General features: G+C 72.2%; 16 protein-coding genes and 1 pseudogene. 11 read left to right on the top strand and 6 right to left on the bottom strand.

From position 1 onward, the window contains the following. The 3 genes and pseudogenes from ABZS42_RS31155 to ABZS42_RS31145 all read left to right on the top strand — a co-directional run. Positions 1 to 264, top strand: a pseudogene (locus ABZS42_RS31155) (hypothetical protein); the annotation flags it as partial. A 472-nt stretch (positions 265 to 736) separates the two neighbouring features. After that, a complete protein-coding gene (locus tag ABZS42_RS31150) occupies positions 737 to 1,708 on the top strand; it encodes a pirin family protein (RefSeq protein WP_355151423.1) in 972 nt (323 codons plus the stop codon). A gap of 115 nt (positions 1,709 to 1,823) precedes the next feature. Continuing rightward, positions 1,824 to 2,480 carry a hypothetical protein gene (locus ABZS42_RS31145; protein WP_355151421.1) on the top strand — a complete coding sequence of 219 codons (657 nt, stop codon included), beginning with the start codon at positions 1,824 to 1,826 and terminating at the stop codon, positions 2,478 to 2,480. A gap of 340 nt (positions 2,481 to 2,820) precedes the next feature. Here the strand turns inward: ABZS42_RS31145 and ABZS42_RS31140 are convergent, their stop codons facing one another. Continuing rightward, positions 2,821 to 3,090: a DUF2795 domain-containing protein gene (locus ABZS42_RS31140; RefSeq protein WP_076473096.1), complete on the bottom strand. Its 270-nt coding sequence runs from the start codon at positions 3,088 to 3,090 to the stop codon at positions 2,821 to 2,823. Positions 3,091 to 3,363: 273 nt separating this feature from the next. Between ABZS42_RS31140 and ABZS42_RS31135 the strand changes: the two genes are divergently transcribed. From ABZS42_RS31135 to ABZS42_RS31110, 6 genes are all read left to right on the top strand, one after another. Beyond that, a complete protein-coding gene (locus ABZS42_RS31135; protein ID WP_355151419.1) occupies positions 3,364 to 3,780 on the top strand; it encodes a DUF2267 domain-containing protein in 417 nt (138 codons plus the stop codon). A 279-nt stretch (positions 3,781 to 4,059) separates the two neighbouring features. After that, on the top strand, positions 4,060 to 5,079 hold the full coding sequence (locus ABZS42_RS31130; RefSeq protein WP_355151417.1) for a TerC/Alx family metal homeostasis membrane protein: 1,020 nt from the start codon (positions 4,060 to 4,062) through the stop codon (positions 5,077 to 5,079). A gap of 122 nt (positions 5,080 to 5,201) precedes the next feature. After that, positions 5,202 to 5,792 (top strand): sulfite oxidase-like oxidoreductase, encoded by a 591-nt coding sequence (locus tag ABZS42_RS31125; protein ID WP_355151415.1) that lies wholly within the window; start codon positions 5,202 to 5,204, stop codon positions 5,790 to 5,792. Between the two features lie 13 nt (positions 5,793 to 5,805). Beyond that, a complete protein-coding gene (locus tag ABZS42_RS31120) occupies positions 5,806 to 6,564 on the top strand; it encodes a ferredoxin reductase (RefSeq protein ID WP_355151425.1) in 759 nt (252 codons plus the stop codon). A gap of 17 nt (positions 6,565 to 6,581) precedes the next feature. After that, the gene (locus ABZS42_RS31115) at positions 6,582 to 6,875 is read left to right on the top strand and encodes a DUF6510 family protein (protein WP_355151413.1); all 294 of its coding nucleotides are present in this window, start codon (positions 6,582 to 6,584) and stop codon (positions 6,873 to 6,875) included. A 164-nt stretch (positions 6,876 to 7,039) separates the two neighbouring features. Then, a complete protein-coding gene (locus tag ABZS42_RS31110) occupies positions 7,040 to 7,561 on the top strand; it encodes a GNAT family protein (RefSeq protein WP_355151411.1) in 522 nt (173 codons plus the stop codon). 89 nt (positions 7,562 to 7,650) lie between these two features. Here the strand turns inward: ABZS42_RS31110 and ABZS42_RS31105 are convergent, their stop codons facing one another. Together ABZS42_RS31105 and ABZS42_RS31100 are read right to left on the bottom strand one after the other, a co-directional pair. Further along, entirely contained in the window at positions 7,651 to 7,812 is a 162-nt protein-coding gene (locus tag ABZS42_RS31105) for a hypothetical protein (protein ID WP_355151409.1), read from the bottom strand. A gap of 86 nt (positions 7,813 to 7,898) precedes the next feature. After that, positions 7,899 to 9,347: a M20/M25/M40 family metallo-hydrolase gene (locus ABZS42_RS31100; RefSeq protein ID WP_355151407.1), complete on the bottom strand. Its 1,449-nt coding sequence runs from the start codon at positions 9,345 to 9,347 to the stop codon at positions 7,899 to 7,901. 137 nt (positions 9,348 to 9,484) lie between these two features. On the opposite strand from ABZS42_RS31100, the gene ABZS42_RS31095 reads away from it, so the two are divergent. After that, positions 9,485 to 10,786, top strand: coding sequence for an NAD(P)/FAD-dependent oxidoreductase (locus ABZS42_RS31095; RefSeq protein ID WP_355151405.1), 1,302 nt, complete (start codon positions 9,485 to 9,487; stop codon positions 10,784 to 10,786). A 105-nt stretch (positions 10,787 to 10,891) separates the two neighbouring features. Here the strand turns inward: ABZS42_RS31095 and ABZS42_RS31090 are convergent, their stop codons facing one another. The 3 genes from ABZS42_RS31090 to ABZS42_RS31080 all read right to left on the bottom strand — a co-directional run bounded on the left by ABZS42_RS31090 (position 10,892) and on the right by ABZS42_RS31080 (position 13,821). Further along, on the bottom strand, positions 10,892 to 11,944 hold the full coding sequence (locus tag ABZS42_RS31090; RefSeq protein WP_355151403.1) for an AI-2E family transporter: 1,053 nt from the start codon (positions 11,942 to 11,944) through the stop codon (positions 10,892 to 10,894). 40 nt (positions 11,945 to 11,984) lie between these two features. Continuing rightward, complete coding sequence (locus ABZS42_RS31085; protein WP_355151401.1) at positions 11,985 to 12,761, bottom strand: fused MFS/spermidine synthase; 777 nt, start codon at positions 12,759 to 12,761, stop codon at positions 11,985 to 11,987. A gap of 79 nt (positions 12,762 to 12,840) precedes the next feature. Next, a complete protein-coding gene (locus tag ABZS42_RS31080; protein ID WP_355151399.1) occupies positions 12,841 to 13,821 on the bottom strand; it encodes a DUF2267 domain-containing protein in 981 nt (326 codons plus the stop codon). A 200-nt stretch (positions 13,822 to 14,021) separates the two neighbouring features. Between ABZS42_RS31080 and ABZS42_RS31075 the strand changes: the two genes are divergently transcribed. Next, the gene (locus tag ABZS42_RS31075) at positions 14,022 to 14,339 is read left to right on the top strand and encodes a hypothetical protein (RefSeq protein ID WP_355151397.1); all 318 of its coding nucleotides are present in this window, start codon (positions 14,022 to 14,024) and stop codon (positions 14,337 to 14,339) included. The last annotated feature ends 145 nt before the right edge of the window (positions 14,340 to 14,484 follow it).

Raw genomic sequence — 14,484 nt, 5'->3', positions numbered from 1 at the left:
GGCCACCTCGGCGACGCCAACGACCACGACTCGCTGGGCCTGTTCCAGCAGCGCCCGAGTTCGGGTTGGGGCAGCCCGGAGCAGATCACCGACCCGCAGTACGCCACCACCGCGTTCCTGAAGGGTCTCAAGCAGGTCGACGGCTGGCATGACATGCCGCTGACCCAGGCCGCCCAGACGGTGCAGGTGTCGGCCTACCCGGACGCCTACGCCCAGTGGGAACAGCAGGCCGCCGATCTCGTCGCCCAGCACTGGAACAGCTGACAACCACACACGAGCTCGAACCGCCGGCCGGCACCCGAACGCGGGTGCCGGCCAACAGCATCTCCACACACAAACGCGCCGGGGCCAGCCGGCGGCGCATCCATGCACGGCCGAACTAAGGCCTGTTCCATGAGACCGTGCCCGGCTGCGCCGGCCCCGGTCGACGACCGGCGGCGTTGTCGGTTCGTCCGGAAACAACACCGGTATCCGGACGAACGTCCGCCCTGCCGGACCGCCGCCTGGGCCTCGGCTCGCTCGGGCGAGCCCCATGAAACAGGCCTCATAGGCCAGCCAGCGCGCATCCGCGCCCAGTCGGTCGGCACCGCCAACCAGCTGGGCGTTCGCCGTGGCGCGGGCCTCTGGTCAGCGGAAGGGTCCGGTCGTCGAGGTGCGGGCCGGGCACGCGGGGCGGGGTCCGCGAACGGGCGGGGAAGACGCTCGCCGATGCGAGGGCTCAGCGTACAGTCGGGCGGTGAAGCGTACGGAATCATTGCCGGCGGAGACCCGGCCACCTGGCGTGGCTGCGGTCGATCCCGGCAGCGTGCTGTTGCCTGGTCACGACGTGCCGTTGGGTCGGTACACGACGGTACGGCGGCTGCTGCCGCAGCGGCAGAGGCGGATGGTCGGTGCCTGGTGCTTCGTCGACCACTTCGGGCCGGACGACGTGGCCGAGCGGCCCGGCATGGAGGTGCCGCCGCATCCGCACACCGGCCTGCAGACGGTGACCTGGCTGCTGGACGGTGAGATCCTGCACCGGGACAGCTTGGGTAGCGTGCAGCCGATCCGGCCCGGCCAGTTGAACGTGATGACCTCGGGGCACGGTATCGCGCACTCGGAACGGTCACCGTCGACGCACCCGCCGGTGATGCACGGCGTGCAGCTCTGGGTGGCGCTGCCGGATTCCGCGCGGGCCGGCGCGCCCGACTTCGCCCACCACGCCGATCTGCCCCGTTGGCGCGACGGCGGGCTGGACGCGACCCTGCTGGTCGGCGAGATCGCGGGGGAGCGGTCGCCGGCGGTGGTGCACACCCCACTCGTCGGTGCCCAGTTGGAGTTGACCGGCGCGGCGCCGACTGTCATGCCGCTCCGACCCGACTTCGAGTACGGGCTGCTGGCGATGTCCGGCGCCGCGGAGGTCGACGGGGTGTCCTTCGAGCCGGGGGCGCTGCTCTACCTCGGCGTGGGGCGCAACCAGCTCATGCTGCGCGGCATGCCCGGCAGCCAGTTGTTGCTGCTGGGTGGCGTGCCTTTCGACGAGCCGCTCGTGATGTGGTGGAACTTCGTCGGGCGTTCGCACGAGGAGGTGGCGGCCGCTCGTGAGGACTGGATGGCGGGTCGGCGCTTCGGCGTGGTCGCCGACGATCCGGCGCCGCCGCTGCCCGCCCCGGCGCTGCCGACGACCCGGCTCAAGGCTCGCGACCGCAGTGGCGGTCTGCACGGCTGACCCGGCGTCGCGGTGGTCCCGCTGGGATCGCCGTCAACCGGGTCGACCCGACCGGGGTCCGTCCCGCGCAGTCGCCGGACGAGTGTGACCGGCGGCGGCGCGGGTAGTCGCATCCATGCCGATCTCCAGCATCGAGGACAAGAAGCGCCTGGTGCGCCGGCTCGCCGGCAGCGGGCGCGGGTTCGCCGAACAGTACGGCTTCCAGGTCACCAACAATCCGTCGAGCCTTTTCCAGCTGCTCTACCTGTCGGCGCTGCTGTCCCGGCGGGGCGACTTCCGGCGCGCGGTGGAGAGCGCACGGGGGTTGCGGGAGGCGGGTTGGGACAGTGCCGCCCGGCTGGCCCGCTCACTGCACGAGGACCGGGTGCGGGTGCTGCGTGAGGCCGGTCAGCGCGGTGACGTCGACGCTCTCGCCAGCATGCTGGGCGATCTCGCCCGTACCGTCGTCGATCGGTACCGGGGTGATCTGCGCCGGTTGCGCGCCAAGGCGCAGTACGACCCGCGTCAGGAGCGGAAGCTGCTCACGGAGCTGCCCGGGGTGGATGGTCAGGTGGTCGAGTTGTTCCTGCGGGAGGCGCAGGCGCTCTGGCGTGAGGTGGCGCCGGTGGCTGACCGGCGGGCGTTGGCCGCGGCGCGTCGGCTCGGGCTCGGCCGTTCCGCCGGTGACCTGGCCGGGCTTGCCGGCGGCGGCGAGTCGGAACGGCTCGCCTGGCTGGTGGGCGCGCTGGCCCGGGTCGACCTGGAGAAACGTTACGCGGAGGTAATGAGCTGAACCGGTGACGTGGGCTGGCCCACAGTCGCAGCGTTCGTGACCGTTCGGACGATGCGAACTGTATGATGATCGAGGCAGTCATGCCTTTGCCCGGTTCGGGCGTAGGGGCTGCGTGGTGGCTGCGGCCCGGTTCGGGCCGCCCGGCCACCAGGGCAGGTTCTGTGTGGCGCCCCAGGTCGCGGTTCGTGGCCCGGGGCGCCCGCCTGTTCGAGGCGAACGCTGATCGACTCTCGTGCGGCATGCGCCGGACCGGACGGTCGGCCTCGTACGAGGAACCTCACCGTCCGGTCGTCCGCCGCCGCCCGGACCCGCACTGGGACGGGCACGGGCGGGGTCCGCGTCAGATGCCGCGCAGGTGCTGGGAGACGCGCGGGTGCCGGTCGCGGGCCTGCGCCGCTCGCTGTGACGCGCTGAGCTCGGGAGCGGCCTCGATTCCGGCGGAACGAGCCACCTCGTTGCCGTTGGCGTAGTCCACCGGCGGCAGTGCCCGCAGGGCCTTCAGCACGTCCGGCGGCGCTCCCTCCCGCTCGGCCTCCCGAATCACGTCGTCCTTCTCGGCCGGGTAGTCCAGGCTCGACAGGTACTGCAGGACGTCGGCGTAACTCGCCATGGCGTCGGCTCCTCGGGGCATCGATGCGGTCACGACCGGCGGCGGTTACCCGCCTGCCGGGCCGTCACGCCGACGGCGCCGGAAAATCGCCGAGCGGGGGAGGGCGGAACATCCTGTCCGTCCGGATCGGCCGGGCTGCGGACGAACGGCGAACCGCCGAGCAGGTCGATGACACCGCGCCCGCGCCGGCCGGCCTGGGAGCGATCCCGCGTCGTTTCCGGAACCGGTCAGGGGGTACCCGGAGACTTCGACGCAGCCGGCGAGGAGCACGCGATGAACCACGACACCTTCATCGACCAGGTGGCACATCGGACAAAGGTGTCCTCCGAGCGGGCCGTCGCACTGACCTCGGCCACCCTGGAGACGCTTGCCGAGCGGCTGACCGGGGGCGAGGTGTTGGACCTGGCGGCCCAGCTGCCCAAACCGTTGCAGGTGGTGCTGAAGCCGAGCCCGCGTATCGAGGCGGCCGACCGGTTCGGGGCGGGCGAGTTCATCGCCCGGGTCGCGTTCCGGGCCGATGTCGACGAGGCCGCGGCTCGCGACGCCGTGCGGGCGGTCCTCACGACGCTGCGCGAGGCGATCACCGCAGGCGAGTTCGACGACGTGATGACCCAGCTACCGCGGGACTACCGGGAGATGGTGGAGCCGGCCATGGCGCCCGGGGCCACCCTGCGCCGTAGCGGCCACTGAGCAGACACCGGACGGGTGGGACGGACCGATATCCGGGTACGTCGATCCTCGATCGGCCGGAATTTCGTAGCCGCAATGCGGTTGACCTGGGCAACCATCGACACGCGACAACGCCCCCGGCTGGCGTGAGGCCGATGGCTGACCTAACCTTGACCCGCGAGGGGAGTACTTCCCACGAACCATTCCGGTCAGTACGGCGTGCCAGGCACGCCTCGGGTGGTTGCCCACGGGAGTGGGTGAAGGAGACCTCGAACATGGCACGGTGTTCGAGGAGGCCCTATGTCCCAGCTGTCGTACCTGTCCGCTGCGGAGCTGTCGACGGTCGGCACCCCCACCCTCTGGGCGGTGACGATCGGTGGCGTGCTCGCGCTGCTGGTGCTCGACTTCCTCGTCACCCGCCGCCCGCACGAGGTCTCCCTCCGCGAGGCGTTCGCCTGGTCGGCGTTCTACATCGCTCTGCCGCTGGCCTTCGGCGCCTGGGTGTGGAACCGCTACGACTCCGAGCTCGGCGTGCAGTATCTCACCGGTTACCTGGTGGAGAAGTCGCTCTCCGTCGACAACCTGTTCGTCTTCATGCTGCTGCTGGCCGCGTTCGCGGTGCCCGCCGTGCTCGCCCAGCGGGTGCTTCTCTACGGCATCGCCGGCGCCCTGGCGCTGCGGGCGGTGTTCATCGCTCTCGGCGCGGCCGTCCTGGAGACGCTCGACTTCGCCTTCCTGCTCTTCGCGATCATCCTCATCGCCACGGCGGTGAAGCTGCTGCGCGACGCCCTCACCGGGCACGAGCAGGAGGTGGACATCAACAAGATGCGCTCGGTCCGCCTGCTGCGGCGGTTCATGCCTGTCGTCGACGACTACCACGGCACCCGGATGACCGTACGGCAGGCCGGACGGCGCGCGCTCACGCCGTTCGCGCTCGTGGTGGTGGCGGTACTCGCCACCGACGTGGTCTTCGCGGTCGACTCGGTGCCGGCCGTCTACGGCATCACCGAGGACCCGTACCTGGTCTTCGCCACCAACGCGTTCGCACTGCTCGGCCTGCGCGCGCTCTACTTCGTGCTGCACGCGGCGCTCAGCCGTCTGGTCCACCTCAGCTACGGCCTGGCGGTCATCCTGGCATTCATCGGCGTCAAGCTCGGCCTGCACTGGGCGCACGGCGTCTGGAAGGGCGTGCCGCAGATCCCGACGCTGGCCTCACTCGGCGTCATCATCGCCGTCCTCGCGATCGTCACGGTCACCAGCCTGCGCGCCACCCGCACCCAGGAGCCGGAGGAACGCGAGGTGGTTGTCGAGCGACGGTGACCAACCACCGTGGTCGGTGCCGTCTCCGGGCCACCGTCCACGGCAGGCGGAAATCGTCACACCGTAGTGGGGAACGGTCCCGGGCCAACCGGCACAGGTGGTACGACTGTGTGGTGGGAATCGTGTCGCCAGGCTTCGAGGGTCGGCCCCGCTCATCGGAGCCGGCCCTACCTCCGGGGCAGTACCTGACCCAGGACTTTCCGGTGCTCTCCGCGGGGCCGACGCCGAAGGTGCCGTTGGACAGCTGGGAGTTCGTCATCACCACCGAGACCGGCGCCGAGTACCGCTGGTCCTGGTCGGAGCTGATGGCGCTGCCACAGGAGACCCCGGAGGTGGACATCCACTGCGTCACCCGGTGGTCCAAGCTCGGTACCACCTGGCAGGGCGTCTCGGTGGACACGTTGCTCGACGGTGTCGACACCGACGCCACGTACGTGACGGCACACTCCTACGGCGGCTACACCACGAACATTCCCCTCGACGACCTGCGCGGCGGACGGGCCTGGGTGGCGCACACCTTCGAGGGCGGCGACCTGCCGGCGGAGCACGGTGGTCCGGCCCGCCTGCTGGTGCCGCACCTCTACTTCTGGAAATCCGCCAAGTGGGTGCGCGGTCTGCGGCTGATGACCGCCGACCGGCCGGGATTCTGGGAGGCCGCCGGTTACCACGACTACGGCGACCCGTGGCGCGAACAGCGGTACCAGGGTGACTGAGCGCGCCGCCGCGGTGCGCTCACCGGCGCGCGCCCCGCTGACCTGGCAGGTCGCCCGCCTGGTCGAACGCCGGGTGGAGACCCCGACCGCGCACACCATCGTGCTCGAGGTGCCCGGCTGGCCGGGGCACCTGCCGGGCCAGCACCTCGACGTCCGGCTCACCGCCGGCGACGGATATCAGACCGCCCGCTCGTACTCGATCGCGGGGCCGATGGTGGACGGCCCGGGCGGGCCGCGCATCGAACTGACCGTGCAGCGGGTGCCCGACGGTGAAGTGTCGCCGTACCTCATCGACGTCTACGGCGAGGGCGACCCGGTGGAGGTACGCGGGCCCGTCGGTGGCTGGTTCGTGTGGCATCCGGAGGAGACCGCGCCCGTCCTGCTGGTCGGCGGCGGCTCGGGGATCGTGCCGCTGATGGCGATGCTGCGGGCCCGCCGGGCGGCCGGCAGTCGGGTGCCGTTCCGGTTGCTCTACTCCGTACGCACGCCGGAGGACGTCATCTACGCCGACGAGCTGCGCCGGCGCGGCCGCGACGACCTCGGCCTGGACGTGGCGTACGTGTACACCCGCAGCGCGCCGGACGACTGGCGGGGCGACCCGCACCGCATCGCGCTGGCCGACGTCAACAATCACGGCTGGCCGCCCGATCTGGAACCGGTGAACTACGTCTGTGGCCCGACCGGGTTCGTGGAGACCGTGGCCGACCTGCTCGTCGGGTTGGGGCACCAGACGCGGCGCGTGAAGACCGAACGGTTCGGGCCGACCGGCTGACCGGCGAGGAGACACCGATGACCGACATGTCCTACCTGGACGGCAACATGATGGACGGGGCGCTGCGCGAGCTGTTCGCCGTCGATCTGAGCGGGGCCACGGGGCGGTGCGAGAACTGCGGAACGCTCGGCCCGTTGGGCACCATGCGCGTGTACAGCCACGCGCCCGGGCTGATCGGGCGCTGCCCGAACTGCGCCCAGGTCATGCTCCGGTTCGTCCGCTCGCCCAACTGGGCCCGGCTCGACATGCGCGGAATGACGTTCCTGCAGGTGCCCATGCCGCTCGACCAGCCGCATCCCGGACCTATGTGATCCGTCCGGGCTCGGTCGCCGTTGGCGGCGGGCGGATCGCGCAGCCCGAACTCCGTCGGTCGTGTGCCGCCCGGCACCACGCCGCCACGTCGCGCGGAGACGTCGGTCACACCGGCGTGGAATGCGGTGGAAGTCGTGGCGGCGGCTCGTCAGAGTGATCCGCCGTGAGGTATCTGCGTACCGACGGACATGTCGGCATCCGCCGCCCCCGACCCGCAGACGAGGGCGAGTTCATCGCTGCGGCCCGGCGCAGCCGCGAGTTGCACCATCCCTGGCTCGCGGCCCCGGACACCCCCGAGGACTACGCGGCGTACCTGCGTAAGAACCGCCGGCGAGAGAACGACGGGTACCTGATCTGTGACCGGGGCAGCGGCGCGATCGCCGGGTACGCGAACATCAGCGGCATCGTGTTGGGCGCGCTGCGCGGCGGCTACCTGGGCTACGCCGCGTTTCTGCCGTACAGCGGCACGGGGCACGCGTCGGCCGGTGTCCGGCTGGTGATCGAGCACGCGTTCACGGTGCTCGGCCTGCACCGGCTCGAAGCGAACATCCAGCCGGGCAACGAGCCGTCCAAGCGGATGGCCCAGCGGCTCGGCTTCCGGCTGGAGGGGTTCTCGCCGGACTACCTGTTCGTCGGCGGTGTGTGGCGTGACCACGAGCGCTGGGCGATCACCGCGAAGCCCTGAGCCGTCACCCGCAGCTTCGGTGAGGCCCACCGCCGGCCGGGACCCGGCCGGCGTCTGCTCGCCCGGCCGGGCCGTACGCGTCGCCCGGCTCAGCGGCCGGGACCGCGTGTCTGCTTCGCCTGGCCGCCGAGGCGTTCGATGCGACCCTGCTTCTGCTCGACCCGCCGCCGTTGCCGCGCCGTGAGCTGCTTGCGCCCGCTCTGCCGCAGGTAGATCGGCTGCCGCTGGTCGTTGGACATCGGCATGCTCATCACCTCGCCTCCTTCCACGCCACCGTAGGAGGTGCCCGGGCGAGTCGGCCCCACCCGGTTCGGGTGAGGCCGACTTCCCCGGAAGCTCAGCTGCCGGGGCGCGGGAACGCCACGGGGCTGCGCAGGCCGGAGCGGCCCACCGCCCGTACGCCGAAGAAGACGTTGTCCTTGGACAGATCGACCGTGACCTGCGTGACGTCGCCGACCGGGATCACCTTCTGCCACTCCGCGGCGGTGGTCTCGCGCCAGAGCACCTCGTAGCCGGCCAGGTCGGGCTCGATGCCACGCTGCCAGCGCAGCGTGGTGTTGTTGGTCAGGTCGGTGGTGACGATGATCGCCCCCTTCGGGGTGCCGGGCGCCTGCGCGAGCGACCAGAGCGCCGCGCCGTTCACCCGGGCCACCCGGGTGATGTAGCCGAAGTCGCAGAACTCCGGCAGGTCGCCGTACTGCTTGCCGTCCACCGTCCGCACGTCCTGGTGCTGGTGCGCGAAGTCCTCGTGCGGCTCGGTGAACCGGCCCGCCGGCCAGCCCTGCTCGAGGAACGAGATGTGGTCGCTGCCCCGCAGGTAGCGGTCCCGGCGGTAGATCACCCGGACGTCCATGCCGGTCGCGCCGTTGTCGGCGACGTCCTTGACGAAGCGGGCGAGCTGCCGTGACGGTGAGTCGTTCTCCCCGCCGACCGAGCGGCGGGTGTTCGCCTCCCCGGGGGTCTCCGCGGTCGGCACGCCCTCGGCGAACAGTCGTACGACGCGCGGGTCGCGAGTGCCGTCGTCGGCCGTGCTGCTGCCCACGATGTCGTTGCTGAACATGCCCTGGATGTCGGCGCCGGCGGCCTTGAGCTGTTGGGCCAGGTGGGCGGAGCCGTAGAGGCCCTGCTCCTCGGCGGCCACCGCCGCGAAGACGATGGTCGCCCCCGTGGGGCGGGTGGCCATCAGCCGGGCCAGTTCCATGACCACCGCCACCCCGGACGCGTCGTCGTCCGCGCCCGGGGCGTCGCTCACCGCGTCCATCACGTTCGTGGCCCGGGAGTCGTAGTGGCCGGTCACCACGTACGTCCGGTTCGGCGACGTCTCCCCGCGCAGGGTCGCCACCACGTTGGTGATCCGGGTGGGCACCGGGATCCGGGACGCCGGCTGCTGGACGTACGACTGGAGTTCGACGGTCATCCGGCCGCCGGAGGCGGCGGCGTACTCCCGCATCCGGTCGTAGATCCAGTCCCGGGCGGCGCCGATACCGCGCTCGGGGTCGTCCTGCGCCGAGAGGGTGTGCCGGGTGCCGAACGCGGCCAACCGGCGGACGATCTCCTCGATCCGGTGCTGGTCGACGGCGCGGAGCAGGTCACGCAGCTCGCGGTCCGGGGACTGCGGCCGCACCGGTTGGCCGGGGCCGGGCGTCTTGTCGTCGCCGGCGGCGGCGCGGGCCGGCTCGGTGAGCGCGGGTACGGCCACGGCTGCCGCGGTGGCGGCGGTGGCAGCGGACAGGAGGGTGCGGCGGGTGGGCCTCGTGGACCGGACGCCGCTGTCGTCATTTCCCATGACCGCATCCTCGCCATCGATGGTGGTCCCTGTCTAGATCGCCGAGCATGAATGTGGTCGGGTTCGGGTGCGGGGCTCGCCCGACCTACCCGGCTGAGGCCACGTTTGTCCGCCGTGTCCGCGGGAACGTGATCGCAATGACGAAGCCTCGTGTGGTGATCGTGGGGGCCGGGTTCGCCGGTTACCACGCGGCGAAGACGTTGAGCCGACTGGCCGGCAGCCGGGCCGAGATCGTGCTGCTGAACTCGACGGACTACTTCCTCTACCTGCCGCTGCTGCCCGAGGTCGCGGCCGGCGTGGTGGAGCCGACCCGGATCGCGGTGCCACTGACCGGCACCCTCGACGGGGTCCGGGTCGTGATCGGCGAGGCCGACGAGGTGGACCTGCAGAACCGCTGGGTGGGCTTCACCCAGCCGGAAGGCGATCGCAACCGCCTCGCGTACGACCGGCTGGTGCTCGCCGTCGGCAGCGTCAACAAGCTGCTGCCGATCCCCGGGGTGACCGAGTACGCGCACGGCTTCCGTGGTCTGCCCGAGGCGCTCTACCTGCACGACCACGTGGTCCGGCAGATCGAGCTGGCCGAGCAGGCCGAGGATCCGGCCGAACAGCAGGCGCGGGCGACCTTCGTGGTGGTCGGTGCGGGCTACACCGGGACCGAGGTGGCCGCGCACGGACAGCTCTTCACCGACGCGCTGCACGCCCAGCGCCCACGGCTCACCCAGCGCCCCAAGTGGATGCTGCTCGACGTGGCCCCGCGGGTGCTTCCCGAGATGGACAAGCGGATGTCGGCGACCGCGCACCGGGTGCTCGAACGCCGGGGTGTCGACGTGCGGATGGGCACCTCGGTGGCCGAGGCGACCGCGGACGGGGTGAAGCTCACCGACGGCGAGTACGTGCCGACGTGCACGCTGGTCTGGTGCGTCGGGGTCCGCCCGGACCCGTTCGTCGCCGAACTGGGACTGCGGACCGACCGGGGACGACTGGTCACCGACGAGTTCCTCAACGTCCCCGGCTTCCCCGAGGTGTACGCCTGCGGCGACGCGGCGGCCGTCCCCGACCTGACCCGACCGGGGCAGATCTGCGCGATGACGGCGCAGCACGCCCAGCGCCAGGGAAAGCTGGCCGCGCACAACATCGCCGCCTCCTACGGGCACGGGAAACGCCGGCCGTACCGGCACCACGACCTCGGCTGGGTGGTCGACCTCGGCGGCAAGGACGCCGCGGCGAACCCGTTGAAGGTCAACCTGGCCGGCCTGCCGGCCAAGACGGTCACCCGCGGCTACCACCTGCTGGCGATGCCCGCGAACCGCAGCCGGATCAGCGCGGACTGGCTGCTCGACGCGACCCTGCCCCGCCCCGCGGTGCAGCTCGGCCTGATCCCGGCGAACGCGGTGCCGCTGGAGAGCACCACCCCCGAAGTCCCCGCCCGCCGCCCCTGACCGCGAGGCGAGCCCGACGCACGCTGTTTCCCGGAGACAGTGCCCATCCGCGCCAGGATGGGCACTCTCTCCGGGAAGGAAACTGTGCCCCTGCCGGGGCGGGGGTCAGGGGGTGGGTGGTGGGGTGCGGCGGAGGGGGGCGTACTCGCGCAGCAGGATCCGCACGATGCCCGCGGCGGGAATGGCGAGCAGGGCCCCGACGAGCCCGGCCAGTTCGGCGGCCAGCAGCACGCTGATGAGCACGGTCAGCGGGTCCAGCCGTACCGACCGGGACAGGATGACCGGCTGCAGCAGGTGGTTCTCGATCTGCTGGTAGATCACGAAGAAGACCAGCACGACGATGCCGGCAGTGGTCGAGTGCAGGAACGCCGCCCCGATCGCGATGATCGCGCCGATCGTGGCGCCGACCAGTGGGATCAGGTCGGCGATCGCCACCAGCAGGGCGATCACCGCGGCGAACGGTACGCCGGCCAGCAGCAGCACCAGGAACGTCAGCAGGCCGCAGATCAGACTGATCAGCAGATTGCCGGTGAGGTAGCCGGTGACGGTTCGCGAGATCTCCCGGCCGACCCGCCGCCACCGCTCACCCCGCGCCTCACCGGCCCTCGCCAGCGCCGCACGGGTCATCCGCGGGGCCTCCAGGACCATGAGGTACGCGAGGACGATGACGGTGGTCAGTCCGAACACGCCTTCGGCGACACTGCGCAGGACCCCCACCGCGGGCTGGCGCAGCCGTTCGCCGTACTGGCGGATCTGATCGGAGTGGTTGGCCAGGTAGTCGCGCAGCCCGATCCGGTCCATCAGCCGGCCCACCGGACCCTGCCCGGCGCGCGCCTCGCGCAGCAGCTCGGGCGCCCGTTCGGTGAACCGGACCAGGTCGTCGATGAGCGGCACCACGATCAGCGCGGCCAGCGCGGCGAGGACGACGAAGGTGATCGTGAAGACGAGCAGGGTGGCCAGCGCGCGCCGCCGGATCAGCCGGCGCTGCACCAGGTCGACCAAGGGCTTGAGCGCCACCGCGAAGAAGGCCGCCACGACGGTCCAGATCAGTATCCGGCTGGTGGCGCGCAGGAACGCCAGCAGGAGCAGGGTGGCCAGCACCAACCCGATGACGACCAACGCCCGTCTGGCCGTCCTCCGGTCGTCGGCGTCCCTCATCCGGCGCGGCTACCCGGGCCGGGGCTCCGGAAACCCGGGCTCAGCCGTCGCCGGCGGGTCTGGCCCCCGCGACGAACGTGTCGAGCGCGGCGCCGTTCAGGACGTTGCCCGGTACGTGGTCCCGGACGGCGGCGGCGTAGATCCGGGCCACCGGCAGCCGGCCAGGGCGCGCGGCGGCGGCGATCACCAGGTTGCCGTACCGGCGGCCGCGCAGCATCCGGCGGTCGGCGACCAGACACACGTCCGGGAAGACCGCACGCAGCGTGGCGACGTGTACCCGGGTGGCCACCAGCGGCGGCAGATCGGTGACGTTGACCAGGTAGACGCCGTCGGGTCGCAGCGTCCGGGCCACCTCGGCGACGAACTCGACGGTGCGCACGTGCTCCGGCATCCGGGCCGCCCGGTAGATGTCGGCGAGCACCAGGTCGTACCGGGCCGACGGTTCGGCGGTGACCGCGGCGCGCGCGTCGTCGATCCGCACCTGCACCTGCGGCGGCAGGGCCGGCAGTTCCCGGGTGACCAGCTCGATCACCGCCGGGTCCCGCTCGATCACCAGCTGCGCCGACCCGGGTCGGGTGGCCGCGAGGTACCGGGGGAGGGTGAGCGCGCCGCCGCCGAGGTGCAGTACGGAGAGCGCTGTGCCGGCGGGAGCCGCGAGGTCCGTCACGGCCGCCATCCGGCGGACGTACTCGAAGTGCAGGTGGCGAGGGTCGTGGACGTCGACGTACGACTGCTCGACGCCTGCCGCGAACAGCAGGCGTCCGGTTGGCCGCGCCGGGTCGGTGACCAGCTCCAGCCGGTCGGCGGCGCGGTCCATGCCCGGCACGGTAGCCGACGTCCGAACCACCGGGGGCGGCGGGACCGGCGGACCCTGATCGGCCCGCCGGTCCCCGCCGTCAGCCGTTGGCCATCCCGGCGCCCGCCTCGTCGATGGCGGCGTCGACCTGCCGGGCGAGATCCACGTCCTGCGCGGTCACCGCGCCCGCCCGCGTGGACCGGACGGTCAGCACGGCCGCCGTCGGGCCGGGCCGGGAAATCGTCGGCGCGCGTCCGTTCTCCTGCTGGAGCCGCTCGATGCGGTCGAGCACCCGGTCGAGGTTGTCGGCCGGTAGCGCCACCACCCGGTGCAGCCCGTCGCTGCCACCGGACCAGTACGGCAGGCCGGCGAGCACCGCCGTCAGTTCCGCCTCGGTGAGTGGGGCGGTGGAGGTGCTGGCACCCACCACGCCACCGCCGACCGGTGTCGGTTCCAGCAGCTCCCGTAGGCCGTCCGGGACGTGCAACGACTCGACGAGGTCACCGTCGGCGTCGGCGAGCGCGGCCAGCGTCGCCTCCGCCTGGTAGCGGGCCTCTTCCGGGGTGTTGCCGCTGATCCGTCCCACCTCGGCGAGGAAGCCGGACACGTCGCGGCGTTGCTTGATCCCGTCCACCGGCAGCACGTCGTGCAGCGACGTGGGCACGGCTGAGAGCAGGCGGCGTCGTTCCGCCTCGTCCAGCGCGAACGCGAGTACCAGCACGGTCGCCTCGGCGCCGACCTTGGCCGTACGGAAGTCGACACCGGCTCGGCGCCGAACGTCGTCGACGAGGGCGTGGTAACCCATCGCCGTCGTACCGCCCGTGTTCATACCCGGCGCCACCCGGGGCCGGGGGTTGGTCGGCGTACCGGCCTGGGGCGGGGACGGACCGCCCCGGGTGCTGTCCGGTTTGTGCCGGACACCGGCGGGCGGCGGCCCGACGCGCTTGCCCCGGTCGAGGCTGGTGAGCTGCTTGGAGGCGCTCAGGCTGGCGCCCGTCTCGCTCGGCTGCCGGCCCTGCTCCCGAGCCTGCCGTGCGAGGGCTCGGCGGCGCTGGTTGTCGCCCTCCATCTGCTTGCGCATGGTGACGCCCCTTCCGCTGGAGTCGTGGTTCCGCCGGTCGCCTTCCCGGCGTCGCCGACCACGAAACGGACGCCACCGGCCCGGGCGGCCGCCGCGGGCGGCGGCTTCATCCGGGCGGGGTGAGGGGCGCTCACCCGCCCGGGCCGCACGATCAAGCCAGGACCGGAGTTCTTCCGAGGCACGCGGAAGGGAAGGTCGTCATGAAGCGGATCGTCGAGATCGTCCCAGCCCGGCCGGGTTGGTACGCCCGCTGGCAGATCGCACCCGAAGCCACCCGCTGCTACCCGGTGAGCCTGTGGGCCCTGCTGGAAGAGGCCGACGGCACTGGCCGGGAGGTCATCGGGGTCGACTGCATCGGCCAGTGGCCGGGTGCGGACGACAACGAGGCGGGGGCGGAGTTCGTCCGCTACCTGTTCCAGACGCCCGATTCCGGCCCACCCGAGGACGCCGAGCCGCCGCCTGCGGCGGCCGAGCAGCGTACCGGGGGGCCGCGGCTGCAGCCTGTCACCGCGACCTGAAGACCCTCCTCGGGCCCCTGACCCTTGGTCCCAGGGTCGGGGGCCGCCCCGCGCGCCGGGGCGCCCCCCCCCCCGGGGGGGCCGGCGCCGGGGGCCCCGGTTGGGGGGCGCCGGGGGGTGACGCGGCCAGCGGGGGGCGGGGGGC

This window comes from Micromonospora sp. NPDC005367 (genome assembly GCF_040606825.1).
GTDB lineage: Bacteria > Actinomycetota > Actinomycetes > Mycobacteriales > Micromonosporaceae > Micromonospora.
The sequence above is the reverse complement of the archived record's forward strand: the minus strand, read 5'-3'. Positions and strand labels throughout refer to the sequence as shown.